Genomic DNA, 26,511 nt, shown 5'->3' with positions numbered 1-26,511 from the left:
GCTAACGCCGCTGCTGCTTACTCACCCATTTGCGACTAAAGCGCAGTTCCATGCCGACGCTCTCTGCCCAGACTTGCAATTGCTTGAGGAAGGCTTGGCGATCGCTCCCTTGGAGAACGGCCAATTGATCGGCAGCTCCAAGGGCATAGGGATAGCCTTGACCGGTAATCAGCTCCCCGCAGAGCCAGCGAATCACCTGATCCAGTAAGCCCGCTTCGTAGAGCCAGAGAGGGAGTTCGAGGCGCACGGGATAGCCTTGATGGGCCTTGAGGTAGCAAAAGCCAATGCCCTTGGCCCAAGCACCGTAATTTTCAAGGATGCCGCCGCGATCGCAGATAAACACAGGGGAGCGATCGCCCCATTGGGTCAACACCGTGCTCAACAGTTGGGCATCCGAGAGGTGGGGACTCGGCGCCAGCTGCTCCAGATGTCCTAAAAGGGTCACCAAATCCCGTGCCTGAGAGCTATCAATATAGGCCACCAAGGGAATCTGGTGTTGCCGGCTCGCGGCAAGGGTTTGGCACAGTGCCGCCACATATCGCCTCTGCCACTCGGGGGCATAGGACTCGGCAAACGTGGCCACAAAGGAGCCATCAAACAATAGCAATGCGGGTGCGGTTACCTCGGCCATGCGCTCCCGAAGGGTTTTTAGTTCCAGTTCAAAGCGGCGCAGGTGGATATAGCGTTCGTGGAAGCGATAAATTTGCGGCTGTCGCAACTGTTCTTCCGCTTGGCGCAGTTCCGCTGGTGTAATTAGTTCAAGGACAATTTCCTTGGCGTAGGGGCGATCGCGCCGATGGGGATTGAGAAACCACCCCGCCTGTACCACACCCACGGGCAAAAATAGCTCTTCACTGGGCACAATCTGGGAACCATCCACCGCCACAGTGGTGACATCCATGAGTTGAGTCATTGCCCACTCCCGCGCCGCCTGACGATGGGGCCACTGTACCCCCAAGGGAATGCGCCACCCCTGATGCCATGGTTCAATAGGACGTGCCCCCCAATCTGGGATCTGCGGATCAATGGCAGCGGTGATGTCGGGAATGGTTTGCTGCTGCCATGTCTTGAGAGCCTGTTGATAGGCCTGTCGCACCTGAGCCAAGGCGGTGTCATAGCTGAGAAATTCGGCCTTTTTATGATTTAGTTGCTGCACCAATTGGGAAAGGGGTAACACCATGACTGGGAAAGATTAGAGAAACGCCTCTTGCTATTCTCAACGGAATAGGTATGGGTTTGCCTTGTGTCCCCTCCTGCGGTAGATATTAAGGTGTCCACTGACCCTCCCCAAAAACTGTGAAGGCACTCACTCTCCTTGGCTCCACTGGCTCCATTGGTACCCAAACCCTTGACATTGTTGCCCAATATCCCGATCGCTTTCGTGTCGTTGGCCTTGCGGCGGGTCGTAACTTGGAGCGACTGATTCCGCAAATTCGCCAATTTCAGCCGGAGATTGTCAGTATTGCCGATGCCAAGCAACTACCAGAGTTAGAGGCGGCACTGGCCGATCTGCCCCAAAAACCGCAACTGGTGGCGGGGGAATCCGGTATTGCGACGGTAGCGGCCTATGGGGATGCCGATGTTGTGGTCACCGGCATTGTTGGTTGTGCCGGTCTGGTGCCGACGATCGCCGCCATTAAAGCGGGTAAAGATATTGCCTTGGCCAATAAGGAAACGCTGATTGCCGGTGCGCCCGTGGTTTTGCCGCTGCTTCAGGAGTACGGTGTCAAGCTCTTGCCCGCTGATTCTGAGCACTCGGCGATTTTTCAGTGTTTGCAGGGGGTGCCCGAGGGAGGACTGCGGAAAATTATTCTCACTGCTTCCGGAGGCGCTTTTCGTGATTGGCCGGTGGAAAAACTCTCGCAAGTGACGGTGGCCGATGCCCTCAAACACCCCAACTGGTCAATGGGACCCAAAATTACTGTGGACTCGGCAACCCTGATGAATAAAGGCCTAGAGGTGATTGAAGCCCACTACCTCTTTGGCATGGACTACGACAATATCGAGATTGTGATCCATCCCCAAAGCATTATCCACTCGCTGATTGAGTTGCAGGATACCTCCGTGCTGGCGCAGTTGGGCTGGCCAGATATGCGGTTGCCGCTGTTGTATGCCCTCTCGTGGCCAGAGCGAATTCCCACGAATTGGTCGGCACTGGATCTGGTGAAGGCGGGGGATTTAACCTTTCGATCGCCGGATCACCAAAAGTATCCCTGTATGGGGCTGGCCTATGCGGCGGGTCGCGCTGGGGGAGCCATGCCGGCAGTCCTGAATGCTGCCAATGAACAGGCGGTGGCGCTCTTTATTGCCGAGGCGATTTCGTTCCTTGAGATTCCCCGCCTGATTGAGATGACCTGCGATCGCTACTCTGCCCAAAACATTAACAAGCCTACCCTAGAGGACATTTTGGCCGCCGATCGCTGGGCGCGAGAAACGGTACAGGAGTTGGCACAACGGGGAGTTCGCCCCATGATTGCGCTATAGAGTGTGTCAAAATACCATACAGATTGCTTCAGAGGAAAACCAATGGATACCCGCGCATTCAAGCGATCGCTACACAGTTCCGAAAACTACCACCGCAAAGGCTTTGGTCACGGTGAGGAAGTAAACCAGCAGCTGCAAGGGGAGTATCAAAGTTCGCTGATTCAACAAATCCGCGCCAATGGCTATCGCTGGCAACAGGGGGATGTAACGATTCGCTTGGCGGAGGCCTTTGGCTTTTGTTGGGGGGTAGAACGTGCCGTTGCCTTGGCCTATGAAACCCGCACCCACTTTCCCACCGAGCGCATCTGGATCACGAATGAAATTATCCACAATCCCTCGGTGAATGAGCGCCTGCGGCAAATGGCCGTGGAATTTATTCCGGTGGTCAATGGGGCAAAGGACTTTAGTGAGGTGCGCCAAGGGGATGTGGTGATTTTGCCCGCTTTTGGTGCCAGTGTCCAAGAAATGCAACTGCTGAATGAGCGGGGCTGCACGATTGTCGATACCACTTGCCCGTGGGTGTCGAAGGTGTGGCACAGTGTTGAAAAGCACAAAAAGGTCAATTTCACCTCGATCATTCACGGTAAGTACAACCACGAAGAAACGATCGCCACCAGTTCCTTTGCGGGCACCTATTTGATTGTGCTCAACCTCGAAGAAGCCCGCTATGTCTGCGATTACATCCTCAAAGGGGGCGATCGCGAGGCCTTCATGGCCAAGTTTGCCAAGGCCTGTTCTGCGGGCTTTGACCCCGATCGCGATCTGGTGCGGGTCGGCATTGCCAATCAAACAACGATGCTCAAGGGGGAAACAGAGCAAATCGGTAAATTGTTTGAACGCACGATGATCCAAAAGTACGGTCCCGATCGCCTCAATGAGCACTTTATGAGCTTCAACACCATCTGCGATGCCACCCAAGAACGCCAAGATGCGATGCTGAACTTGGTCAAGGAACCCTTAGATCTGATGGTGGTGATCGGTGGCTACAACTCCTCGAATACCACCCACCTTCAAGAAATTGCCATTGAACATGGGATTCCTTCCTACCACATTGATTCTGCCGATCGCATTGGGCCGGGGAATCGCATTGAACACAAACCGCTGCATCACGCTCTCACTGTTATCGAGAACTGGCTGCCCGATCGCCCAATCACCATTGGCATTACGTCCGGTGCCTCCACTCCCGATAAGGTGGTCGAGGCGGTTCTCAATAAAATTTTTGCCCTGCGGTCTGTGGTAGCGGTTTCCTAGGCCTCTGATGCTTGGGTCAAATCCCAAGCGGGCGATCGCTGACAACTGATCTCGTAGAGGGCAATGCCCACCGCCACTGAGGCATTGAGGCTATTGGTGCGCCCCGCCAAGGGGATGGCGACAATTTCATCGCAGTGCTTTTGCGTTTGCAGGCTAATCCCTTCCCCTTCACTGCCAACGACAAAGACGGTGGGGCGATCGAAGGTAATTTTCGGTAGGGGCACCGCGCCACGTTCCGAGAGGCCATAGATCCAATAGCCCGCCGCCTTCAGGGTTTCAAGGGCTTGATTGAGGTTAATCACCCGTGCCACCGGTAAATACTCCAGCGCCCCTGCAGCGGCTTTGGCCACTGTTGCAGTAATGCCCACGGCTCGCCGTTGAGGAATAATCACCCCTTGCATGCCTAGGGCTTCTGCGGTGCGGATCATGGCACCGAGATTTTGCGGATCCATAATGCCATCTGCCGCTAGAAGAACGGGTTGATTCACGGTTGCGGCCTTGGCCAAGAGATCCTCAAGAGACCAGTAGTGATAGGCAGCCACCTGAAGGGCGATCCCCTGATGGCGCCCCCCTTGGCACAGTTGATCGAGGCGTTCGGGGGTCACGGTATCAATGATCGCTCCTTGCTGTTTAGCTTCATTCAAGCGTTGGTGAAAGCGTGGATCATAGCGCAGCGAGGGAATCACCCAAATACGGTTGCAGGGACGGCCACTTTCAAGGGCTGAGAGCACGGCATGGCGACCATAGAGGAGTTCGGGGACATCCTCGGCAGTTGGGGGTGCTTTCCGAATTGGTTGAGCTGGGGTGCGTCGCTGGGGGCGAGGAGGGCGGGTCGCGGTCGGTCGGTTTTTTTTGCGGGGACGAGGTTTCTCGGTCATGAAAAGTCACTAAGATTGCAGATCTTCCCTAGGGTGTTCGCTGAAACATCGCAAGGGGGCGATCGCCATCATAGAACGTCAATGTATTTCCCTCAATGCGGTAGCGGTTCGTTTGCTCAAGGGTCTGTAAAAACGACATCTCCATCCTTTGTGCCCGTTGACCAATACAGGCGCGCCGCGTTGTCGCCACTGCCGAAAACCGCAATTGCTGGCCATTGACGCTGTAACCACCGTTAAAGTTATTGCAGCCACTAAAGCCCGTTGCTCGCTGGGCATTGCTATCAAACTCAATAAACGCCGTATTCATGGGATTGCGCGGTGGCATCGGCATATTGGCTAGGCGCTGCAGTTGCCAGCGGCCACTGAGGGGACTTTCCGTCGCACCCGCTTCAAAGGTTAATAGCAGGCGATTGCCCTCAAAGAGTTGCAGCGTATTTCCTTGAACGCGGTAGCGATTGGTGCGACTTAGCCCCTGTAGCATCTGGGTTTCCACACTCTGAAGGGGTTCTTGGCCGCAGAGGCGTTGGGTGGTGGCTAAGGGGGCAAAAAGCAGCCGCGGGCCGTTGGCGGTGTAGCCACCATTAAAGCTATTACAGCCCGTAAAACCATTGGCACGGCGGTTAGCACTATCAAACTCAATAAAGGCGGTATCCACTGGCACGGCTTGATTGCCAATGCGTCTGAGACGCCAGCGTTGACCGCTGAGGCTCAGTTCTGGGGGTTGGGAGGGAGGGTTATTTGCTGTTGCTTGTGTGGAAATCGCCACAGGCACCAAGCGCGGCAGGGGTAGGAGTCCCCCTTCGAGGCGATAGGTGACAGTACTGATGCGACTGGGGCAACAGAGGGGATCATTGGGCGTGTAGCGGGCAAAGGCTGCGGTGAAGGTGCCATCGTTTTGGAACTTGACCTCGCCTAGGAATGAGCCATCAGCGCGGGAATCCATGAGATTCGGCGATAGCGTTCCCAAGTAACGTCCTCCGGAAAAAACAAAGGCCTGATACCCCATCGGGCGACACATGCCATCAAAGCGACTATTGCCAAGAATAATTTCCACATTCTGATGGCGAATGGGGGTGCCCACGAGATACCAGCCTCGCTGTTGGATCAGGCGATCGGCCATGGATTGGGGAGAACGTAGGGTGCTGCGACAGCGGTTCAACTCACTGGGATCAGGATTGCCCCGTGGGGGAATCTCTAGGATAGGAAGGTTGGGATTCCAGTTGCGCGGCGGTTGATCGAGCCAAGACTGGGGGGCGGCGAAACTCATGGGGGCGATCGCCAGCGTTGTGGTGACTGTGTAGAGCGTTGCCAAGCCAACCGCAGTGGGAAACTGAATCATGGTGATGAAAGACCAAGCTCTATGGGGGTATCTCTAGGGACGTACAGAGAGTATAGGGGTTCCCTATCGATTCCCTCGCAAAAGATCAAGAAACCTTTAGCAAGGACGCTAGGGTCAGACCTTGGGCGATGCTGTAGTGCCCATAGCTAAAAACGCGGGGCACATCGGAGTGCAGATGCTGGGCAATTTCGCGGTAGGCGTAGGGACTGCCATAGACCACCAGACCCGCCAGTTGATTTTGGGCTTGCAGTCGTTCGAGGGTGGCGATCGCTGGCGCACTTAAACCCGCTTTGCCGCGGAAGGGATTGCCACGACTAAACACCTGCACTAAGGTCGGTGCCTTGGGGAAGCCCTCAATCAGGGTGAGGGGCGTTTGCTGATCAATCACCACCCGTTGGTCAAAGCCCCAAGTGGGGGGCAGTGTCAATGCGGGACAGGTACGGTTCAAAAAGCTAGCGTGCAGAGTATCATCCACGATCAGACAATTCACCCCTAAGGGCACAGGTTGCAAGGCTGAGCCGCCACGTTCCAGACTTTCTTGGGCAATGGTGGTGGCCACCTCAACGGCTGGTGTCGTTTGGAAATAGTCCAACTGTAATGCTAGAGGCTGAAGGCGAGCCTTCGCAGCTTGAATGCGGGCTACAGCGGCCTGAATGCGCTCAGGAGGAATCCGCCCTGACTCAACGGCGGCAACCACCGCTTCAATGGCTGCCGGCGGATCCAAGGGCATGAGCAGAATATCGGCACCTGCTTCTACGGCTTTGACGGCAGCTTCGGCGGTACCGTAGGTGTTGGCGATCGCCCCCATGACTAGGGCATCGGTCACAATTAGACCCTTAAACCCCATCTCTTGGCGCAGGATTCCCGTGAGAATCGGAGGAGACAGGGTGGCGGGTCGCTCGGCATCCAAGGTGGGTAGGTGGACATGGGCACTCATGACGGTATCCACCCCGGCGGCAATGGCAGCAACAAAGGGCGGCCATTCAATGGCTTGCAGGCGATCGCGATCGTGGGGAATCACGGGCAGTTCCAAATGCGAATCCGTGGCTGTATCCCCATGGCCGGGAAAGTGCTTTGCCGTTGTGAGCACTGGATAGGCCCGTGCCCCTTGAATAAACGCGGTTGCAAGGGCACTCACAATGTCTGGCTCCTCGCCAAAGGCGCGCACATTAATCACTGGGTTTGCGGGATTATTATTCACGTCCACCACCGGGGCGAGAACCCAATTCAAGCCAATGGCTAAAGCTTCGGCTGCGGTGTAAGCTCCCATTTCCTTTGCAAGGTCAACCGCCCGTTTTCGGTTCTTTTGGGCAATGGCGCCTAAAGCTGCTGGCGGGGGAAATTGTGTGGCACCACTGAAGCGTTGACCAACCCCCTCCTCAATATCCGCTGCTAGTAATAGTGGAATCGTGGCCCAAGATTGGAGTTGCCGACAGCGTTCTGCCACTTCGACGGCACTGCCCCCCAAGAGAATCACCCCACCAACTCCCCAGTCTTTAATCCAGTGTTTTAAGGTGTTTTGGGGCGGCTCCCAAGCGGGATACTGAATCTGGCTGTCGTAGAGGTAGCCACTGGCTCGTACAACCACCATCTGCGCCACCTGTGCCCGCAGTGAAAGATCAGAAAGAGGGGGAATAAATGTCATGGGTGTGATCTCATTCAGAGCAAAATTTCACAAATGAATAACTTTCTTATTCAGCATATAAAAAATTGTCTCAAACTCCCTCAGGTCACTGGTCTGATTTTTTATACTAAAAGTACAGCCTTTACAGCCCTTTTCTAAGTACGGGCTGCAGAAGGGGAAATGAACCTCCTCTATAGGAGCCTTACTTGTTTTGAGTGTGTTCCATTCATGTGAAAAGGGCTGTACCTAATGATCTTGAGGCAAAGTCCGATTCCGTTGCTCTGGTAGAGCAAGTTTCAAGTTTTTCCTGCGGTGTTCAATCATTAAGCCAAAGGCTGAAGCCTAAATCGCTTTCTTTAGGAGTTGACCTATGTTAAAAGCACTACGTGAGAAACTGCAAAGTATGATGGTCTTTTTGATGGAGGCATTTGGGCGCATCTTCACCCCTCGCAATGATCACTATCCTTCCACAGGAGCACAGCCCTTCACGGGAACACCCTCCCGTAAGAGTTAGTTACTGTCTTCCGCAAGCAGAATCCCTGTAGAGACTTTACAGGTAAAAATAACTGGTATTCCTTCCGCATCAGCTCCGCTATAGCGGCAATCATGGGGCTGGTGCAGTTTTTTATGAGCTTGGGGCGATCGCCCAAACTGTTAAAACCTAGAAATAACGCTCAGCGCTAAGGGTACCACCAAAAGGTTGCAACCACTGAATCTAACGGCATATTTCAGAATCAGTTAAGGAATATTTCAGATATTGAATTTCCCGTTAACATTTGAGCATTCCCAAAGGCCTATGCTAACTTAAAAGTAGGCACAGAAAGAAAGGTTAACGATAAGAGTGAACTTAAGGCTTGTGCCTCCCAGTCCTTGAGTTCGGGATAAAGCAAAGTTACTCCAAGATAAATCTCACTCCTGTCTTGCGAGTAATATCAAAACCAATCCTTTGAGCTTCACCGTTGTATAGTTGTCCTCTCGCTTTATCCAGCCTTATCGTTTGTGTGGTTACTGCCGAAGTCCCCATCCTGTCGTCCATGGGAGTTAAGGCAAAGCTAGGTAACCTCCTAGTATCCAAGGTCGTCAACGTTGACAGCAATCCATTACCTAGTGTCCATGCTCCAAGCTTGATCGGTTGAGATCGCCTAGTGGGGGTTTTGATCGCCAGCTAAAACCACGTTTTGTCCACGTTAGTTGTTGAGTTACTTCGTCATTGCTAACTTCGTTAGGGGTCTTGCTGCCATCAGCTTGACCCCCTCGTTTTATGTTTAGGCTATGGCGTGAGTTGCGGTTGTCGCATGGCGCGTGCCAGTTCTGCTGCTACTTCTGGACGCGAAAACTCTGGAGGTGGCAATTCGCCCCGGCGCAGCATTTCCCGTACCTTTGTCCCTGAGAGGTGAATGCGCTCTTCGGGTTTGCTGGGACTGGTTTTACTGGTGGCCATAGACTGGGTGCGGGTGCAGTAGAAGGCATGCTCAAATTTCAAGGGAATAATGCCTAAGGCTGCTGGATCAAATTCATCAAAGATATGTTGGGCATCGTAGGTGCCGTAGTAGTCCCCCACACCCGCGTGATCGCGACCAACAATGAAATGGGTACAGCCGTAGTTCTTACGGACGAGGGCATGGAAAATGGCTTCCCGTGGCCCTGCATAGCGCATCGCTGCCGGATTAATGGCCAGAATCACCCGATCTTTGGGGAAGTAGTGCTCGAGCATGATTTCATAGCAGCGCATCCGCACATCGGCGGGAATGTCATCCTCCTTGGTGGCACCTACGAGGGGATGCAAAAAGAGACCATCGACGATTTCAAGGGCACATTTTTGGATATATTCATGGGCGCGGTGGATCGGATTGCGGGTCTGGAACCCCACAATGGTGCGCCAACCTTTTTCACGGAAGAGGGCACGGGAATCCACCGGATCAATGCAGTAGTTGGGAAATTGGGGATGGGGATGCCGCTCTAGGAGCCAAATCGGGCCTGCAAGGTTGACTTCTCCCTGTTCATAGACCACCTTGACACCGGGGTGTTTGTCATCTTCAGTGCGATAGACACAGCGCGCCTCACGGCGTTTGTCATAGGTATATTTTTCGGTGAGTTCGAGAATACCCAAAAACTGACCCGCTGCGTTATCGAGGCGAATGGTTTGGCCAATTTCTAGGCGAGCAGCCACCTCCGCACTGACGGAGAGGGTAATGGGAATTGACCAAGGCAAACCATTGGCAAGATACATTTCTTCAACGACCCGCTCGTAGTCGGCCTGTCCCATAAACCCCGTCAGAGGACTAAAGCCACCAATGGCGATGAGTTCTAAATCGGAGACAGCGCGCTCATCAAGGGTAATGCGGGGCAATTGATCGGCACGGGCGAGCCACGCCTGTTTTTGTTCGGGGGAGAGAATCCGATTGACGAGGATACCGCCGTGGGGGGCGATCGCATCCTTTGTCTGTACTGTCGGTGATGGACTCAATGTGGAACTCCTTTTTGGGGTTGGATGAACCTGTTGCAAAACTTCATAACTAAGATAGAAGTCATTATTGGACGAATAGGTGCATGAGACAACTGGTAGACCCCTATCGTTATGGCGTCGAGCGGGAGTGGTGCTGGCGAGGATGGCAGAGTCGCTATAGCTTTTGGTGGCCTGCTGCTGTAGATGAGAAGAAGGGGAGATCTCCAGTGATTTTGCTCCACGGCTTTGGGGCGTCTCTACGGCATTGGCGATACAATCTTCGGGTTTTGGGAGACTATCAGCCGACCTATGCTCTCGATTTAATAGGATTGGGGGCAGCAGAAAAGCCCATTGCGGCCTATGGGGCTGAGTTTTGGGCGGCTCAGGTTCATGCCTTTTGGCAAAAGATTGTCGGGCAGCCAGCGGTGATTGTTGGCAACTCCATTGGGGCGTTGATTGCCCTGACCTGTGCTTATCGCTATCCGCAGATGGCGGCGGGGGTGGTGATGCTAAGTCTGCCGGATCCAGCGGTGCGCGAGGAGTTGATTCCGAGGGCGATCGCTCCCCTTGTGAGCGGAATTGAACAGATTTTTACGGCTCCTTGGCTGCTGCGCACCCTTTTTTACACGATTCGCCGTCCCTTCATTGTCAAGCGTTGGGCACAATTGGCCTACGCCAACCCCAACTGTGTGGATGATGAATTGCTGGACATCCTGCTCACGCCTGCCTATGACGATGGTAGCGATCGCGCCTTTGGGCAAATCATTCGCGCCATGAGCCGCACGGACTTTGGGCCGAGTGCCAAGACAATGCTCAAGAGCGTGCCCCAACCCCTATTGCTGATTTGGGGACGACAGGATCGCTTCATCCCGCCAATGCTGAGCCAGCAGTTTCAACAGGTACAACCAAGGATGCAGGTGGTGGAGTTGGATCACACGGGGCACTGTCCCCACGATGAGCAGCCCGATCGCGTCAATGCGTTGCTTTTGGATTGGTTGCGCAGCCACGAACTTGGGAGGGGTTGAGTCCTACGGTTGCAGGCTCTATGATCACGACAATCTTCAGAGTTGGCATGGCAGATGTTTAGGCTGATTACGGTTTTCTGGGCGTTTATTTTTATTGGTGTTTTGCTGCTGTTGGGGCGAATTGTGCGGCAGCGTTGGGCACTGATGCGATCGCTCTATATGCCCAGTTCAGTCATTGCGGGCGTTTTGGGACTCATTCTTGGCCCTAGTGTCCTTGGGGCGATCGCCAGTCAAATTGCTCCCAACTCCGGTTTAGGGAACGGTCTTTTTGCCGAAGACATCCGCGAAGTTTGGAAACAGTCTCCCAGTATTTTCATCAACATAGTTTTTGCCTGTCTATTTCTAGGGGAGATCATCCCTAGCCCTCGGGAAATTTGGCAGAAAGCTTCACCGCAGGTCGCCTTTGGTCAGATTTTGGCTTGGGGGCAATACATGGTGGGGCTGCTGCTGACGTTGCTCGTTCTCACTCCTGTATTTGGCATCGATCCAATTGCTGGTGCCCTGATTGAGATCACCTTTGAGGGGGGGCATGGTACTGCTGCTGGCATGGCCGATACCTTTAGGGAGTTAAACTTTACCGCTGGGGCTGATATGGCCTTGGGCTTGGCCACTGTGGGCTTAGTCTCTGGGGTGGTTTTTGGAGTGGCACTGATCAACTGGGCACGGCGCACAGGGCGCTTGCAGATCAAACCCTTGGTGGACTCTGAAACCGCGGAGAATCTCGACCCTCATCCCCACGATGACCTAGAAACACAGCAACGGCGGCGACAACTGCTGCGGGAGTTACTCATTGATCCTTTGTCATTAAATTTCTGTTTTGTGGGCTTGGCGATTATTGTGGGCTGGGTGATTCTTGAAGCGCTGCGACTCCTAGAGCGTCTCACGTGGGGACAAACGGGTTTGAAGCTCATGGCCTATGTGCCCCTATTTCCCTTGGCGCTGATCGGTGGCATTATTGTGCAGCTCATCCTGACCCGTTGGCGCAAACAGTACCTGATTAGCCGGCCACTGATTAACCGTATTGGCGGTGTCGCCTTGGATGTGACGATTATTACCGCCTTGGCCACCCTCTCTTTAGCCGCCATTGGTGAAAATCTCATTCCCTTTCTCCTCTTGAGTGTGGGGGGAATTGCTTGGAATCTCTTTGTCATGCTCTATTTAGCGCCGCGAATTTTGCCCATGTTCTGGTTTGAGCGGGGAATTGGCGACATGGGGCAATCGATGGGGGTGACATCTACTGGGCTATTGCTGATTCGTATGGTGGATCCCCACAACCAATCGGGCGCCTTGGAAAGTTTTGCCTACAAACAGATTCTCTTTGAGCCGATTGTCGGCGGTGGGTTATTTACGGCGGCGGCACCAATTCTGATCCGTAATTTTGGGGTGGTGCCTGTACTGGCGCTCACGGGCGGGCTGTTAGGCCTGTGGTTAGTGTTTGGATTGTGGAACTATGGCCAAATCCGGCGATCCTTGGCGCAAAATTGACCCCATTCAGGGAGAACCCTAGAATAGAAACGACTTGAGCCGCTGTGCTGTCTCAGGTAAAAGCCGTGTTGTGAGTTTGCCGATGACCTCTGTGCTCCTCAAATCCGTTGTTGAAAGTGATGAACGTGCCGATCTGCGCCAATTTTCACGCATCCTGCAACTAGGGGAAAAACGCTATCTCCTGCGCAATGATATTTTGGGCGCCTTTGCAGATTACTGTCGCGACCTCGATCGCCCTGTCCCCACACCCTTCGAATCCCGCCTCAGCAAGCTGGTGTTCTATACCCAAGAGATCATTGTTGACAACGAAAGTCTGTGTTGGATTATTCGGCCACGGATTGCGCAGCAGGAGGTGTGTCGGCTGCTGGTGGAGGATTTGACGATCGTGCCGATGACAATTCCAGAGCTACTGGATCTGCGCGATCGCCTAGTCAATCGGTACCATCCCAATGAGGGGGATGTTTTTGAAATTGATGTCCAGCCCTTCTATGACTACTCGCCAATTATCCGTGATGCCAAGAATATCGGTAAGGGGGTGGAATTTCTCAATCGCTATTTATCCAGCAAGCTTTTCCAAGACCCGCGCCAGTGGCAGCAGAACCTCTTTAACTTTTTGCAAATTCACCGCTACAATGGCTATCAACTTCTGATCAATGAGCGGATTCGCTCTCCTCAACACCTCTCAGAACAGGTGAAGCAAGCTCTTGTGGCCTTGAGCGATCGCGCCTCTGACGAGGCCTACAGTGAGTTTCGCTTTGAACTGCAAAATCTGGGCTTTGAACCGGGTTGGGGCAATACGGCAGCACGGGTACGCGACACCCTAGAAATTTTAGATCAACTCTTGGATTCGCCCGATCACCAAGTGCTAGAGGCCTTTGTCTCGCGGATTCCGATGCTCTTTCGCATTGCCCTCATTTCTCCCCACGGCTGGTTTGGCCAAGAAGGGGTGCTGGGGCGACCCGACACCGGTGGGCAGGTGGTCTATATCCTCGACCAAGTGAAAAGCCTTGAAAAACAAATGCGCGAGGATTTAGAACTGGCCGGGCTGGGGGTACTGGAGGTACGGCCTAAAATTATTGTCCTGACTCGCCTGATTCCCAATGCCGAAGGGACGCTGTGCAACCAACGCCTAGAGAAAATCTACGGCACCAATGATGCTTGGATCCTGCGGGTGCCCTTTCGGGAATTCAATCCCAAGGTGACGCAATACTGGATTTCTCGCTTTGAAATCTGGCCCTATTTGGAAACCTTTGCCATTGATGCGGAGCGGGAGTTGCGAGCCGAGTTTGGCCATGTCCCCGATTTAATTATTGGTAACTATTCCGATGGCAACTTGGTGGCTTTTTTGCTGGCGCGGCGAATGAAGGTGACCCAATGCAACATTGCCCATGCCCTCGAGAAATCCAAGTACCTCTTTAGTAACCTCTACTGGCAGGACTTAGAGGATAAATATCACTTCTCAATGCAATTTACGGCGGATCTGATTGCCATGAATGCTGCCAACTTTATCATCAGCAGCACCTACCAAGAGATTGTGGGCACACCCGACAGTATTGGCCAGTACGAGTCCTATCAATCCTTTACGATGCCTGACCTGTACCATGTGGTGAATGGCATTGAACTCTTTAGCCCGAAATTTAATGTGGTGCCACCGGGGGTGAATGAACAGGTTTACTTTCCCTACTACCACTATACGGAGCGGCTAGAGGGCGATCGCCAGCGGTTAGAAGAACTGCTCTTTACCCTTGAGGATCCGCAGCAGATCTATGGTTACTTAGAAAATCCGAACAAACGCCCTCTCTTTTCGATGGCACGGCTGGATCGGATTAAAAACCTCACAGGACTGGCAGAAGCCTTTGGCCGCAGCAAAGAACTGCAAGAGCGGTGTAATTTAATTTTGGTGGCAGGGAAATTGCGTACCGAAGACTCCAGCGATCGCGAGGAAATCGCCGAAATTGAGAAGCTCTATCAAATCATCCACGAGTACAATCTCCACGGTAAGATTCGCTGGCTAGGGATTCGTTTACCGAAAGCAGATTCGGGGGAAGTTTACCGCATCATTGCCGATCGCCAAGGGATTTTTGTCCAGCCGGCGTTGTTTGAAGCTTTTGGCCTGACGATTTTGGAAGCCATGATCAGTGGTCTGCCCACCTTTGGTACCCGCTTTGGTGGCCCTCTGGAAATTATCCAAGATGGGGTGAATGGTTTTTATATCAACCCAACCCACCTAGAAGAAATGGCGGAGACTATCCGCCGCTTTATAGAGGCTTGCGATCGCGATTCGCAGCAGTGGCAACGAATTTCCAAAGCGGGTATCCAGCGGGTCTATAGCACCTACACTTGGAAAATTCACTGTACACGCCTGCTTTCCCTTGCCAAGATCTACGGCTTCTGGAACTTCTCTTCCCAAGAAAACCGCGAAGACATGATGCGCTACATGGAGGCACTCTTCTATCTGCTCTATAAACCCCGCGCCCAAGCCCTATTGGCAGAGCACATGCAGCGGTGATATGGGTTTAGCGACTAGGTGGGAAGCCCCGCGATCGTCGAGAGTATGTTACACGTAATGGTAATCGATCGCCCAGCGAGCCAATTCAGTGCGATTATGGCAGCCGGTTTTACCCAAAATATTGCTGACATGGCTTTCTACGGTACGCTGACTGACATGTAGTTCTGCCGCAATTTCACGATTCAACATTCCGCGGGCAACGTATTGGAGAATTCGGGTTTCTGTGGGAGTGAGTTCGACACCGGGGGGTGGTGTAGGCGCAGGAGGGGATTGCAGTCGTTGCGCTTCCCGTAGGCGAGCCGTTTGTTTGAGGAGGGCTTGGATTTGGGCGAGGAGTTCATCCGGTTCGAAGGGCTTGACTAGGTAAACATCACCGCCGGTTTGCAACCCCTTGATGCGATCGTGGGTTTGCCCCTTGGCCGAGAGAAAGAGCACCGGTAACCAACTGAGGTGTGTTTGTTGTCGCACCGCACTGACAAAGCTATAGCCATCCATCTGGGGCATCATCACATCACAAATAATTAAGTCGGGCGTTTGCTGCTGCAGAATTGCCAGACCTTCGTTGCCATGGGCTGCCGTCAGTACACGATACCCCTGCATCTCAAGGTAATCCTTGACCAAGAGGACAAGATTAGGGTCGTCATCTACCAGTAAAATCGTGGCATTTTGCGCAGGGGACGCCTCAAGGTTCATACAGTTAGGAGAGTCAACGGTGCTGGTGCAAGGTTTTACTGAGAATCAGTGTGCTCCTTTAGGATAGCTTATTCCTCTGGGGAGGAAGCGTTGGCAAATTCTGGGGCAGCCTCTTTTGGTGCGATGACAATCTGAGAACGTCCTGCTGCCTTAGCGGCATAGAGGGCGTCATCGGCTATCTTCACTAGTTGCAGTAAGGTCTCCCCGTGGGTGGGAAACTGACTGATGCCGGCACTAAAACTCACCTTGAAGCTGTCATGGTTGGGGGCGTGGAAGGTGTGATTCCGCAATCGCTGTAAACAGATGGCAAGGCGGTGTTTGGCCACATCAAGGGAAATATCATAGAGGGCAATTAAAAATTCTTCGCCACCCCAGCGAGCAACCACATCTTCCATCCGTAGGGACTGTCGCAGCATGCGGGCAGTGGTGACCAATACCTGATCGCCAACGTCGTGACCATAGGTGTCATTGATGCGTTTGAAATGGTCTAAATCCAAAACGGCAATACAGAGGGTTTGTTGTTGGCGGCTGGCAAGGGTCAAAAAGCGTTCAATCTCTTCTGTGGCTTTACGACGATTGCTCAATCCCGTGAGGGGATCTACCTCTGCCAAGCGTTTCAGGAGGCGGGTACGCTCTAGGCGATTGATGATCCGCGTCATTAGCTCAGGGCCGACAATTGGCTTGCTAACAAAATCATCGGCGCCAGCGGCAAAGAGTTGGGTGACAAGGGCTGGATCGGTGGTTGCGGTAAGAAAAAGAATTGGCAGCTGATTCCAGTGGGGATCATTGCGCACCACTTGGCAGAGTTCTAGGCCGTTAATGCCGGGCATTTGGACATCGAGAATCACCAATTCGGGGTTGGTGGCCTCTAGGACATCCCAAAATTGATCGGGATCCTGAAGGGAGGTGACACTCATTCCCCAGGGTTCCAAGAGCCGTTTCAAGATGGCTAGGGTGACGGCGTCATCATCCACGGTCAGGATACTAGCGGAGGTCATTTCTTGAGGTTGCAGTAACTGTTCGAGAGTCTGCAAGAGCCGCTCAACATCAACAGGCTTGCTCAAGGTCATCCGCGATCCAAGGCGAATGGCGGCGAGGCGATCGCGCCAGGTGTCACGGGCAGTAAATACTAGGGCGGGGATGGGGGGACGATGTTGCCGCAACTGCTGCAAGAACTCGCGGGTGGTTACCTCATCAGGCATCACTTCAGGATTGAGAATGACAGCATTGGGCCAGCATTCCTCAAGTAAGGTGTTGACCAGCGGCCAGCTATCCATTGCGACGTAGCGGAACCCACCATCAACGGAGTGCGCCTCAAGGGAGCGAATTAACTCGGCGTCGTTATCAATGTGCAGGACAAGGGGCAGGCCTGAGTCGTTATGATTGTCAGGCTTGGAGGTGGCGATCGCGCTGAGGAGCTGCTGGACGATTTCAAGGAGCGCTGCTGGGGAGCAGGGATAGTGGTAATAAATCACTTGGGTTTCTGGCTGGGTTGGCCAATCCTTGCGGGTAAGAATCAAAATTGGCTCTTGAAACCCGCGATCGCGCACCTGCTGGCAAAAGGCCTCAACTGCCGTGCCTAAATGGGACTCATCCACAATCAATAGGTGATAGCGACTACTGGCCAATAGTCCCCAGAGGTCTTCAGAGCGAGCAACGACATCCACCCGATGATCCGCAGTGGTCAAGATGGAGACCAACGTTGCTGCCGTTGCCACGTCGTCGTGATAAAGCAAAATGGCCATACTTGCCCGCCAACAGCCTATTGCTATTACCCTACTGCCTTGGCTTGATCTTGCTCAAGTTCTCGGAGATACAGATTGCCGCTGGAGGGGAGTTACATATCTTTACATTTTATCCTTACCAGATGCTAATAATTCTCAATAGTGGTGCTATAGTAGGCCTAGGCTTTATTGAGATTTATCCTCAATAAGTTCAGCGTCGATATTATGCGTTTATCGAAGGAGGAATGTATGGCGATCGCCAGTGAATCCCCAACCTCTGTGACTACACCACCACCAACAGGTGCAGGTTTACAAACCTATGGCCAAGCCAATGTCAAGTACGACTGGTGGGCAGGCAATGCCCGATTCGTGAACCTGTCGGGTCTATTTATTGCTGCCCATGTGGCGCAAGCAGCGCTAACTGTCTTTTGGGCGGGTGCCTTTACGCTCTACGAAATTTCCCAATACAAACCCGATCTACCCATGGGGGAACAGGGCTTGATTTTGCTGCCCCATTTAGCGACCTTAGGGTTTGGCATTGGCGAGGGCGGTAAAGTTGTGGATCTGTACCCCTACTTTGTCATTGGCGCTGTGCATCTCATTTCCTCAGCCGTGCTGGGTGCGGGTGCCCTCTTTCATACCTTTCGTGCCCCTCACGATCTCAGTACCGCCACAGGGCGGGCGCGGCGCTTCCATTTCCGCTGGGACGATCCGAAACAACTGGGGATTATTTTGGGGCATCATTTGCTCTTTTTAGGGTTTGGTGCCTTGCTATTAGTGCTCAAAGCAACTATCTGGGGCGGGTTGTACGATGCCAATTTGCAAACGGTACGCCTTGTCACCCAGCCCACCTTGGATCCCTTTGTCATCTATGGCTATCAAACCCACTTCGCCAGTATTGACAATTTGGAAGATCTCGTGGGCGGGCATATCTATGTTGCCCTCTTGCTCATTGCGGGTGGCATTTGGCATATTTTGGTGCCGCCGCTGAATTGGGCACGGAAAGTGCTGATGTTTAATGCTGAAGCTATCCTTTCCTACTCCCTTGGCGGCATTGCCCTCGCGGGATTTGTGGCGGCCTATTTTTGTGCGGTGAATACCCTCGCCTATCCCGTAGAGTTTTACGGACCACCCCTAGAAGTGAAACTGGGAATTGCTCCCTACTTTGCGGACACCATTGATTTACCCCTTGGGCAGCATACCCCGCGGGCTTGGTTGGCCAATGCTCACTTCTTCCTTGCTTTTTTCTTCCTACAGGGTCACCTTTGGCATGCTCTGCGCGCCATGGGATTCAATTTCAAACAATTGGAGACTTTTCTCAATCCGGCTCTTGAAAATTAATTGCAATAATTCCCCTCTTGAGCCATAGGTGCTGCCCTCGGTCAGAGCGATCGAGGGTTTTTTATGAATTCAAGGCAGGCTTTCATTTTTTTGGGAACGTTTGGTACCCCTGAGCTGTCGGGCGATCGCTGGCGCAAAGAAAATCAAAAAGGCAACTTGCGCCGTGAAGACCCAGCCATAGTACCGCAGAACAGGATGTAAATCCCACTGCGCCATAAACCCTAGACTGGCCACTGTCCATAGGAGAATGAGGGTTGGCAGCAGCAGTTGGCGTTTTGGCCGAGCCATGATTAAGATTCTGCTGGAGTGTCGTTTTGCATGGCCTGCATGCGGGCTTTGGCTTTGGCCGCACTTTTTTTCAGGGCTTGCAGACGCATCTCATAGCGTTTGCGTTGGCGGCGATTGGGGGCTTGCTCAATTAGGAGCTTGAGGGCACTGCCAAGGCTTTTGTAGGCGTTAGGGAGTTCATAGCCAAAACGAGTCGCAAGGGCGATCGCCCGCTCATCAGCAGCAATGGCTTCCTTGAGAACCTTTTCACCATTATTGCGCTGGTAGAGCCGCCAGCCCGAAAAGCCACACAGCCCAAGGGCAAGCAGTAGCAACAGGCCATCCTGCACCCAAAGTTCTCCCACAGCACCCCCTAAACCAATCGCCAGTGCTGCCATCTCCCAGCCATCGCGGGGAATCGTGTCATTTTGAATGCGGGCGACCTCATGCCAAAAGAGGAGATTGCGCTGATCCTTGGCCAATTGATCCCAACGGGCTAAATCAATTTGAATCTCCACCTCATCCTTGCCAATTTCTTCACAGGTAATGAGGGGAGGATTCACCCCACTGGCTGGTTCAATCATCACCCAGCTTTGTAGCTCTGGTGGCAAGAGAGACTTGAGACGACGCAATTCTGCTAAGTCAGAACGGGCAACTGAGGATGCAGCCGAGGTCATAGCACAAGAAAATCCAAGGGTATTTCTTACCTATCTTAACAGTTTAAGGCTAACCAATCGGGATGACAGGATTTGAACCTGCGACCCCTTCGTCCCGAACGAAGTGCGCTACCAAGCTGCGCTACATCCCGACAACTTATCTAAGATAACACTTGCTGGGGTTTTCCTCAATGGCGATGGAGCGGTTGGCACAACCTAGGAAATTTAGTCCAGTTTTAGTCCATAGTTCAAACTAAGGCAGTGAAAACCCTCTTCAGAAGGGAGTTTGAAAAATCTGCTCTATTGCGGCACCCACAATCGGTCAAACAGAACCAGTCAGGTAGAGCCGTTTTCCAAGGGTTTAATAGCAACGCTTGTCTCTGGGGATGGCAACTGTAAACCTTAAGGAGAAGAACATCCCCCCTCTCAAGTACGGTCAGACTTCGAGATCACCTTAAGTCGCGTGTTTGCCCTGATTCGTCTTGTTCATCTGCTCACAGCAGAACATTGCCCGCCGAGACAGCTCTACCGCACCAGAAAAACGATCCTGGTCGCTCTTCTTTACCTGATTGACAACGCTCGGCTTTTTCCCGACATGGACGATCCGCAGGTGTGGTACACCGATTACTACGATTTAATCGTTGCTGCCAAAGCGCTGGGAACGGGGGATGACACCTTACCCCACTGACCTGAAAAACCCAATGAGTTCAAACGCTACTTGGACATCACAAGCTCTGACCTCGCTGGCCTGTTTATTTGTTTTATCGAGGCGGAGATGACCCAATCGCAGAAAAACAGCATCAAAACTTGGCTAACGACAAAACTTAGGCAAATTTTCAAGCTGCCTTTATGAGCAAGGGTGATTTCTAAACCCATAGGGACTTTCGTCGTTAACCCATAGGGACTTTCGTCGTTTTGAGCGGGTTTGATCGCCGTGACTTGCAGGAGCTTTGCGCATCCATAAAAAACGCTCTTTGTAAAATCTCTTATGAGATTAAATATCTTAATAAAAGACTTTTTACAAGTCTCAATATCTCACTTAAGACAAAATTCACACCAAAACTTTCAAATAGACCCAGCTCTTAGGATGATTGGAGATAGGTTAAGACTTGCTAAAGTCACGGTGCCACTGCAAAGCTGTGCTATAAATTGAGAATTATATGCAATAACTAGCTTTCAAAAAATCATTAAATGCAATATGTCATCACCTTTGTGGCCACCCTTTACCTATATCGCCGACCCCCATTCTCGAAGACAGCGATGGAGACGAGGCATGTCTAATCTGATTTCCCTTGCTGAAGCTAAGGTGGGCGATCGCTACTGCATTGTGAAGTTAATGTGCAGCAATACCCAGCAACTGTTGGGGATGGGTCTGGCACCGGGGGCGATAATTAGCATCTTACATCGGGGCGATCGCGGGGCAGTCATGGTGGCTCTTGACTCAAAGCGGTTTTGTGTGAACCACGAGCTAGCCCAAAACATCTTGCTCAAAGAGCTGGAATTGGCAGCTGTAAACCTACGCAGTGCCCCCATTGGTGCTCGCCTGCGCATTATCGGCTATGCCCCTACCACCCCCAGTTACAAACGCAAATTATTAGCCATGGGTTTAACCCCCGGCACCGAAGTTGAGGTTGTCCGCCATGCCCCCTTGGGTGATCCCACAGATATTAAGGTGCGAGGCTTTCATTTGAGCTTGCGTAAGGATGAAGCTGATGCCCTCAAAGTCCATCTGCTCTAGCAAAGGAGTGTGACATGGCAGCAACAATTGCGTTAATTGGTAACCCAAATTGTGGCAAAACAACAATTTTCAATGGTCTTACGGGGGCAAATCAGCGGGTAGGGAACTGGCCAGGAGTTACTGTTGAGCGCAAGGAAGGCCGCTATCGGGATCGCGACATCACTGTCCAAGTTGTGGATCTACCGGGGGTCTATGCCCTCGATGCTGAGGATAGCACTGGCTTAGACGAGCAGATTGCCCGCAAGTTTCTATTGGCGGGGGAATATGACTTGGTAGTGAATATTCTGGATGCCGCTAACTTAGAGCGCAATTTTTACCTCACATCACAATTGCTTGATCTAGGAGTCCCCCTCATCCTTGTCCTCAACATGATGGATGTGGCTCGTGCCACCAAAATCAAGATGGATATCCCAGCCTTGAGCCAGCGCTTAGGTCTACCGGTGCTGCCTTTTTGTGCCAAACAACAACAGCATTTTGCTCAACTGCGGCAAACTATTCGCACTGCCTTGGCAGCACCACCTGTTTCTAGCGTTAGTGTGCCCCAACCCCCTGTGATTGAAGAGGCTATTGCTGATTTGCTGACTCAAGGCCTCAAAAATCGGGCACAGGCCTTGGCTTGGCTGCAATATATTGAATCAGTTCCCAATGATGTTGTAGCACCACTGCGCCAATGGCGAGAGCGGATTCACCAGACCCTAGGAGAAGACATAGACCTTGTAATTGCCGATAGTCGCTATTGCTGGATTCAGCACCTAATGGCTGAGGTTCTGGAACAGGGCGATCGCCTGACAACAACAGTCTCTGATCGCATTGACCGCATTGCACTCAACCGCTGGTTGGGAATTCCCATTTTCTTGGCCGTCATGTACTTGATATTTCTCATCTCAATTAACGTGGGGGGTGCCTTTATTGACTTTTTTGATATTGGTGTCGGAACGCTGGTCGTGGGTTGGCCGACCCAAGTGCTGGAAACATTTAATGCCCCCGGTTGGCTCATTGGTCTTCTGGCAGAGGGAGTGGGGGGCGGTATCCAAACAACGGCAACATTTATTCCTCAAATTGGCTTGCTCTTTATTTTTCTCACACTTCTTGAAGACTCTGGTTATTTAGCACGGGCAGCCTTTGTCATGGATCGGTTGATGCGCTGGCTGGGCTTACCCGGTAAGTCCTTTGTACCGATGATGGTTTCCTTTGGCTGCAATATCCCCGGCATTATGGCCACCCGCACACTCGAGAATCGGCGCGATCGCCTGATGACGATTTTGATGAATCCCTTTATGTCCTGTGGTGCCCGCCTACCGGTCTATGCCCTGTTTGTTGCTGCTTTCTTCCCCCGCAGCGGCCAAAATATCGTGTTTTTGCTTTATATGGTGGGAATTGCCGCAGCCATCTTCACGGGATTCTTGCTGAAGCGCACCCTCTTTCAAGGAGAGATTGCTCCGTTTGTAATGGAATTGCCCCCCTACCGTTTACCCACCTTCAGAGGGGTACTCCTGCGGGCTTGGGAGCGGCTAAAAACCTTTATTAGTCGAGCGGGCAAGATGATTGTCGTCCTTGTGGTCATTCTCGGACTGCTCAACTCTGTCGGCACCGATGGTCGCTTTGGCCAAAAGGATAGTACTCAATCAATTTTGAGCGCCTTTAGTCGCCAAATTACGCCGATTTTCTCGCCAATGGGGATTCAGTCCGACAACTGGCCAGCAACCGTAGGACTCTTTACGGGGATCTTTGCCAAGGAAGTGATGGTGGGAACGATGGATGCCCTCTATACAGAGTTAGCTCGCCAAGAAGCCCAAAGCACTGAAGCTGGGGATACACCAGAAGAACCCTTTTCAGTTTGGGGGGGATTGAAGGAAGCGGTGCTCAGCATTCCCAAAAATCTCAGTGAGCTGGGGCAACGGGTGCTTGATCCTTTAGGGTTCCATGTGTTGCAAGAGGCAGATAACCCCGAAGCCGCAGCTGAACTTCAGAGCGTGCACTACACAACATTTGGCCAGATGGCACAACGGTTTGGCACGACAACGGCAGCGATCGCCTTCCTGCTCTTTGTTTTGCTCTACTTTCCCTGTGTATCGGCCACTGCCGCCGTCTATCGAGAAACCAATTTGGGCTGGACCATCTTTGTAGCGGCTTGGACAACGGGATTGGCCTACTGGGTCGCCACTGCTTACTACCAACTCATGACCTTTGCGGCGCATCCGATGTTCTCGCTAATTTGGTTACTGGCTCTAGGGGCAGTGATGGGGATGGTAATCATGGCCTTGAAATATTGGGGCGATCGCCAGCGGTTTTCCTCGCCACAGGGGACATAATTATGCTCTTGCAACTGCAGGACTATATTCAGAAGCACCACGTGGTTTCCTTGGAAGAATTGGTTGCCCATTTTCAGGTACCGCCAGCGATGATTGAACTGATCCTTAGCCAACTCATCCGCAAAGGACGGGTGAAAAAAATCATCCCTAGCCACTGTGGCGGCTGTCATCAGTGCGGCTTTTACCCTCTTGAACTTTACGAATGGAGAATCAACAATGCTATCCCAAGCAATGACCAACCGGCTCAATGAGCAAATCAACCTTGAGATTTATTCAGCACATCTGTACTTGCAGATGAGTTCCTGGTGTGCCCACAAAGCCCTTGAGGGTTGTGCGGCGTTCCTCAGTCAACATGCTGATGAAGAAATGGCACACATGCGGCGGCTTTTGAACTACATGCATGAAACCGGTGCCTTGGCAATCCTAGGCGGTATGGAAGCTCCCCCACACACATTTCAGTCCCTGCGGGAGATGTTCAGTAAAGTTTATGAACATGAACAGTTTGTAACTCACAAAATTAATGAGTTAGTGCAGTTAGCGGATACGGAGCCTGACTATGCGACGTTGCAATTTTTGCAGTGGTATGTGGCCGAGCAGCACCAAGAAGAGTTTTTGTTCAAGAGTATCCTTGACAAGATTGAACTGATTGGCACGGAGGGGCAAGGACTCTTCTTTATTGATCAGGAAATTGGCAGGCTTGCCCAAACCAAAGGAACCACGACAATGCAGTCAACGCCCGCAGCCTAAAGCCAAAAGGGTGCCGCTTGAGAAAGTGTCATGTGTCGCTACAGGAGTTCCCAAGGACTCAGAGTATCTTGTAGGTAGTGAGGAGTGATTCGCAAACAAAAGTCCTGGGGTCGAAACACGGCAAGACTCCCGGGGCTTTTTATTTTGGGCGAAAGCCGTTACCTTAAGCGTATGCCTCTGCGAATTTCTGGCCAGCGATCGCTCAAAACCCTTTCCGGTCACAGTACCCGTCCCACCCGTGCCAAAGTTCGCCAAGCCATTTTCAATATTTGGCAGGGTCGCCTCCAAGGATGTTGCTGGCTGGATTTGTGTGCTGGTACCGGTGCCATGGGAGCAGAAGCCCTGCTGCGGGGTGCCCAATGGGTGGTGGCGATCGAACAGTCTCCCCAAGCCTGTCAAGTCATCCGCCAAAACTGGTCAACCCTTGCCCAGCCCCATCAGCACACTTTAGTTTTGCGGGGAGATGTGCGCCAGAAATTGACCCAAGTCCCTGTGCCTCAGTTTGACTTCATCTACTTTGATCCTCCCTATAATAGTGACTTATATCTACCCGTTCTCCAGTTGCTTTGGCAGGAGGAGCGTCTCAGCCCTAAGGGGGAAATTGCTGTTGAGTGTCGCACCAAAAATCCACCAGATTTAGAGGCGATCTTGGCGATCGGCTGGCAGCAGCAACGCATTAAAACCTATGGCAGCACGACAGTACTCTTCTTGGTTTGTTGCAAAAATTGACATTTACAGACATTGGTGGTGCGGAGTTGGTGGCACGGCAGTTGCAGGAGGCTATTCAAGCGAGATACATTGTCCATGAATATTCTTCAGCGGGTTGTTGTGTGAGCCTGAGCTTTGGGGTAGCTTCACTCATTCCTAGGGGGAATAATTCACCCTTGCAGTTGTTCAATGCAGCGGATCAGGTGCTTTATGAAGCCAAGCACCAAGGGCGCAATCGCCTCATCGGCAAACCCATTGTGCAGTCTCCCACCCTCCCCCACTAGCTGTTCCTTTAAGAGAAGGATGTTATGCAAACTCGTCCCCTTGGTCGTACAGATATCCAAATTACGCCGCTGATTCTTGGCACGTGGCAAGCGGGCAAGCGTTGGTGGGTCGGTATTGAAGATGAGGAGTCCATTCGCACGATTCGTACCGCTGTCGAAGCAGGGATGACCACCATTGATACGGCTGAGGTCTATGGGGATGGGCATTCAGAGCAGATTGTGGCCGCAGCGGTCGGTGATTTGCGCGATCGCTGTGTCTATGCAACGAAAGTGTTTGCTAACCACTTGCGCTACAAGGAGGTGATTGCCGCCTGCGAGCGATCGCTGCGCAACCTGAACACTGATTACATTGACCTCTACCAAATTCACTGGCCTGCCGGCTCCTTTGGCTCAGAAATCGTGCCCATCGAGGAAACCATGCAAGCCATGGTGGAGTTGCAAGTGGCGGGCAAAATCCGTGCCATTGGGGTCTCCAACTTTTCCCGTGCTCAACTGGCGGAGGCGATGCAGTACGGACGCATTGAGAGTGTCCAGCCCCCCTATTCCCTCTTTTGGCGCTGGGCAGAAACAGAACTCATCCCCTTCTGTATTGAGCATGAGATTACCGTTTTGGCCTACTCCTCTCTCGCCCAAGGGTTGCTCACGGGTCGCTTTGGTCCCGGCCACCAGTTTGACCCTGAGGATAACCGGGCCAAAAATCAACTCTTTCAGGGAGAAACCTACGACCGTGCCCTTGAAGCGATTGAGTTGATGAAACCGATTGCCCAGAGCTTGGGCAGCAGTGTCGGGAATTTGGCGTTGGCTTGGCTACTGCATCAACCGCAAACCTGTGCCATTGTTGGTGCCCGCCATCCGGAACAAGTGCTAGAAAATATCAAAGCGGCTGACCTTCAGTTAGATAAGTCCATTTTGGCCATGCTCGATGAAATTAGCCGGCCGGTCATTGCTACCCTTGATCCGGAGAATCCAGTAATGTGGAAGTGGTAGTTCAGATCCACTA

General features: G+C 52.4%; 23 protein-coding genes and 1 tRNA gene. 14 read left to right on the top strand and 10 right to left on the bottom strand.

Translation table 11 applies throughout. From position 1 onward, the window contains the following. Window position 1: 1 nt before the first annotated feature. Window positions 2-1,180 carry a DNA double-strand break repair nuclease NurA gene (locus RHJ31_RS01945; protein WP_302677168.1) on the bottom strand — a complete coding sequence of 393 codons (1,179 nt, stop codon included), beginning with the start codon at window positions 1,178-1,180 and terminating at the stop codon, window positions 2-4. Window positions 1,181-1,296: 116 nt separating this feature from the next. On the opposite strand from RHJ31_RS01945, the gene RHJ31_RS01940 reads away from it, so the two are divergent. Together RHJ31_RS01940 and RHJ31_RS01935 are read left to right on the top strand one after the other, a co-directional pair. Then, entirely contained in the window at window positions 1,297-2,484 is a 1,188-nt protein-coding gene (locus tag RHJ31_RS01940; RefSeq protein WP_302677167.1) for a 1-deoxy-D-xylulose-5-phosphate reductoisomerase, read from the top strand. 42 nt (window positions 2,485-2,526) lie between these two features. After that, window positions 2,527-3,735 carry a 4-hydroxy-3-methylbut-2-enyl diphosphate reductase gene (locus RHJ31_RS01935; RefSeq protein WP_302677166.1) on the top strand — a complete coding sequence of 403 codons (1,209 nt, stop codon included), beginning with the start codon at window positions 2,527-2,529 and terminating at the stop codon, window positions 3,733-3,735. Here the strand turns inward: RHJ31_RS01935 and rlmB are convergent. From rlmB to RHJ31_RS01920, 3 genes are all read right to left on the bottom strand, one after another. Further along, on the bottom strand, window positions 3,732-4,613 hold the full coding sequence (gene rlmB / locus RHJ31_RS01930; protein ID WP_302677165.1) for a 23S rRNA (guanosine(2251)-2'-O)-methyltransferase RlmB: 882 nt from the start codon (window positions 4,611-4,613) through the stop codon (window positions 3,732-3,734). The two genes, RHJ31_RS01935 and rlmB, sit on opposite strands and share 4 nt — an antisense overlap. Window positions 4,614-4,641: 28 nt before the next feature. Further along, the gene (locus tag RHJ31_RS01925) at window positions 4,642-5,952 is read right to left on the bottom strand and encodes an META domain-containing protein (protein WP_302677164.1); all 1,311 of its coding nucleotides are present in this window, start codon (window positions 5,950-5,952) and stop codon (window positions 4,642-4,644) included. 85 nt (window positions 5,953-6,037) lie between these two features. Next, the gene (locus RHJ31_RS01920; RefSeq protein WP_302677163.1) at window positions 6,038-7,597 is read right to left on the bottom strand and encodes a glycoside hydrolase family 3 N-terminal domain-containing protein; all 1,560 of its coding nucleotides are present in this window, start codon (window positions 7,595-7,597) and stop codon (window positions 6,038-6,040) included. A gap of 349 nt (window positions 7,598-7,946) precedes the next feature. Here RHJ31_RS01920 and RHJ31_RS01915 point away from each other — a divergent pair, with 349 nt between their 5' ends. Continuing rightward, window positions 7,947-8,090 (top strand): hypothetical protein, encoded by a 144-nt coding sequence (locus tag RHJ31_RS01915; RefSeq protein ID WP_181495457.1) that lies wholly within the window; start codon window positions 7,947-7,949, stop codon window positions 8,088-8,090. A gap of 756 nt (window positions 8,091-8,846) precedes the next feature. Here the strand turns inward: RHJ31_RS01915 and sat are convergent. Next, window positions 8,847-10,043, bottom strand: a complete 1,197-nt coding sequence (gene sat, locus RHJ31_RS01910; protein WP_302677162.1) for a sulfate adenylyltransferase — start codon at window positions 10,041-10,043, stop codon at window positions 8,847-8,849. An 83-nt stretch (window positions 10,044-10,126) separates the two neighbouring features. Between sat and RHJ31_RS01905 the strand changes: the two genes are divergently transcribed. The 3 genes from RHJ31_RS01905 (at window position 10,127) to RHJ31_RS01895 (ending at window position 15,041) form a co-directional block, all read left to right on the top strand. Further along, window positions 10,127-11,047 carry an alpha/beta fold hydrolase gene (locus RHJ31_RS01905; RefSeq protein WP_302677161.1) on the top strand — a complete coding sequence of 307 codons (921 nt, stop codon included), beginning with the start codon at window positions 10,127-10,129 and terminating at the stop codon, window positions 11,045-11,047. 54 nt (window positions 11,048-11,101) lie between these two features. Then, window positions 11,102-12,532, top strand: coding sequence for a sodium/glutamate symporter (locus RHJ31_RS01900; RefSeq protein ID WP_302677160.1), 1,431 nt, complete (start codon window positions 11,102-11,104; stop codon window positions 12,530-12,532). Window positions 12,533-12,614: 82 nt separating this feature from the next. Continuing rightward, window positions 12,615-15,041, top strand: a complete 2,427-nt coding sequence (locus tag RHJ31_RS01895; RefSeq protein ID WP_302677159.1) for a sucrose synthase — start codon at window positions 12,615-12,617, stop codon at window positions 15,039-15,041. A 48-nt stretch (window positions 15,042-15,089) separates the two neighbouring features. On the opposite strand, the gene RHJ31_RS01890 is transcribed toward RHJ31_RS01895, so the two are convergent. Continuing rightward, window positions 15,090-15,734, bottom strand: a complete 645-nt coding sequence (locus RHJ31_RS01890) for a response regulator transcription factor (protein ID WP_206200835.1) — start codon at window positions 15,732-15,734, stop codon at window positions 15,090-15,092. A 68-nt stretch (window positions 15,735-15,802) separates the two neighbouring features. Then, window positions 15,803-17,479 (bottom strand): diguanylate cyclase, encoded by a 1,677-nt coding sequence (locus RHJ31_RS01885; protein ID WP_302677158.1) that lies wholly within the window; start codon window positions 17,477-17,479, stop codon window positions 15,803-15,805. 228 nt (window positions 17,480-17,707) lie between these two features. Here RHJ31_RS01885 and RHJ31_RS01880 point away from each other — a divergent pair, with 228 nt between their 5' ends. Then, a complete protein-coding gene (locus RHJ31_RS01880; RefSeq protein ID WP_302677779.1) occupies window positions 17,708-18,799 on the top strand; it encodes a chlorophyll a/b binding light-harvesting protein in 1,092 nt (363 codons plus the stop codon). Window positions 18,800-18,868: 69 nt separating this feature from the next. Here RHJ31_RS01880 and RHJ31_RS01875 read toward each other — a convergent pair whose 3' ends face one another. The 3 genes from RHJ31_RS01875 to RHJ31_RS01865 all read right to left on the bottom strand — a co-directional run bounded on the left by RHJ31_RS01875 (window position 18,869) and on the right by RHJ31_RS01865 (window position 19,874). Continuing rightward, window positions 18,869-19,087, bottom strand: coding sequence for a hypothetical protein (locus RHJ31_RS01875; RefSeq protein WP_206200833.1), 219 nt, complete (start codon window positions 19,085-19,087; stop codon window positions 18,869-18,871). Window positions 19,088-19,089: 2 nt separating this feature from the next. Then, complete coding sequence (locus RHJ31_RS01870; protein WP_149821016.1) at window positions 19,090-19,743, bottom strand: DUF3318 domain-containing protein; 654 nt, start codon at window positions 19,741-19,743, stop codon at window positions 19,090-19,092. Between the two features lie 57 nt (window positions 19,744-19,800). Next, a tRNA-Pro gene (locus tag RHJ31_RS01865) sits at window positions 19,801-19,874 on the bottom strand. Window positions 19,875-20,995: 1,121 nt separating this feature from the next. Between RHJ31_RS01865 and RHJ31_RS01860 the strand changes: the two genes are divergently transcribed. From RHJ31_RS01860 to RHJ31_RS01830, 7 genes are all read left to right on the top strand, one after another. Further along, on the top strand, window positions 20,996-21,460 hold the full coding sequence (locus RHJ31_RS01860; RefSeq protein ID WP_302677157.1) for a ferrous iron transport protein A: 465 nt from the start codon (window positions 20,996-20,998) through the stop codon (window positions 21,458-21,460). 14 nt (window positions 21,461-21,474) lie between these two features. Continuing rightward, the gene (gene feoB / locus RHJ31_RS01855) at window positions 21,475-23,772 is read left to right on the top strand and encodes a Fe(2+) transporter permease subunit FeoB (protein WP_302677156.1); all 2,298 of its coding nucleotides are present in this window, start codon (window positions 21,475-21,477) and stop codon (window positions 23,770-23,772) included. Between the two features lie 2 nt (window positions 23,773-23,774). Further along, window positions 23,775-24,023, top strand: a complete 249-nt coding sequence (locus tag RHJ31_RS01850) for a FeoC-like transcriptional regulator (RefSeq protein WP_206200830.1) — start codon at window positions 23,775-23,777, stop codon at window positions 24,021-24,023. Then, entirely contained in the window at window positions 23,989-24,519 is a 531-nt protein-coding gene (ftnA, locus tag RHJ31_RS01845; RefSeq protein WP_206200829.1) for a non-heme ferritin, read from the top strand. Before RHJ31_RS01850 ends, ftnA begins: the two co-directional genes overlap by 35 nt. A gap of 171 nt (window positions 24,520-24,690) precedes the next feature. Next, the gene (rsmD, locus tag RHJ31_RS01840) at window positions 24,691-25,248 is read left to right on the top strand and encodes a 16S rRNA (guanine(966)-N(2))-methyltransferase RsmD (RefSeq protein WP_302677155.1); all 558 of its coding nucleotides are present in this window, start codon (window positions 24,691-24,693) and stop codon (window positions 25,246-25,248) included. Then, a complete protein-coding gene (locus RHJ31_RS01835) occupies window positions 25,245-25,511 on the top strand; it encodes a diguanylate cyclase domain-containing protein (protein WP_302677154.1) in 267 nt (88 codons plus the stop codon). Before rsmD ends, RHJ31_RS01835 begins: the two co-directional genes overlap by 4 nt. A 24-nt stretch (window positions 25,512-25,535) precedes the next feature. Continuing rightward, on the top strand, window positions 25,536-26,498 hold the full coding sequence (locus RHJ31_RS01830) for an aldo/keto reductase (RefSeq protein ID WP_302677153.1): 963 nt from the start codon (window positions 25,536-25,538) through the stop codon (window positions 26,496-26,498). Window positions 26,499-26,511: the final 13 nt, after the last annotated feature.

It is taken from the genome of Thermosynechococcus sp. JY1331, from assembly GCF_031583475.1.
Taxonomy (GTDB): Bacteria; Cyanobacteriota; Cyanobacteriia; order Thermosynechococcales; family Thermosynechococcaceae; genus Thermosynechococcus.
The sequence above is the reverse complement of the archived record's forward strand: the minus strand, read 5'-3'. Positions and strand labels throughout refer to the sequence as shown.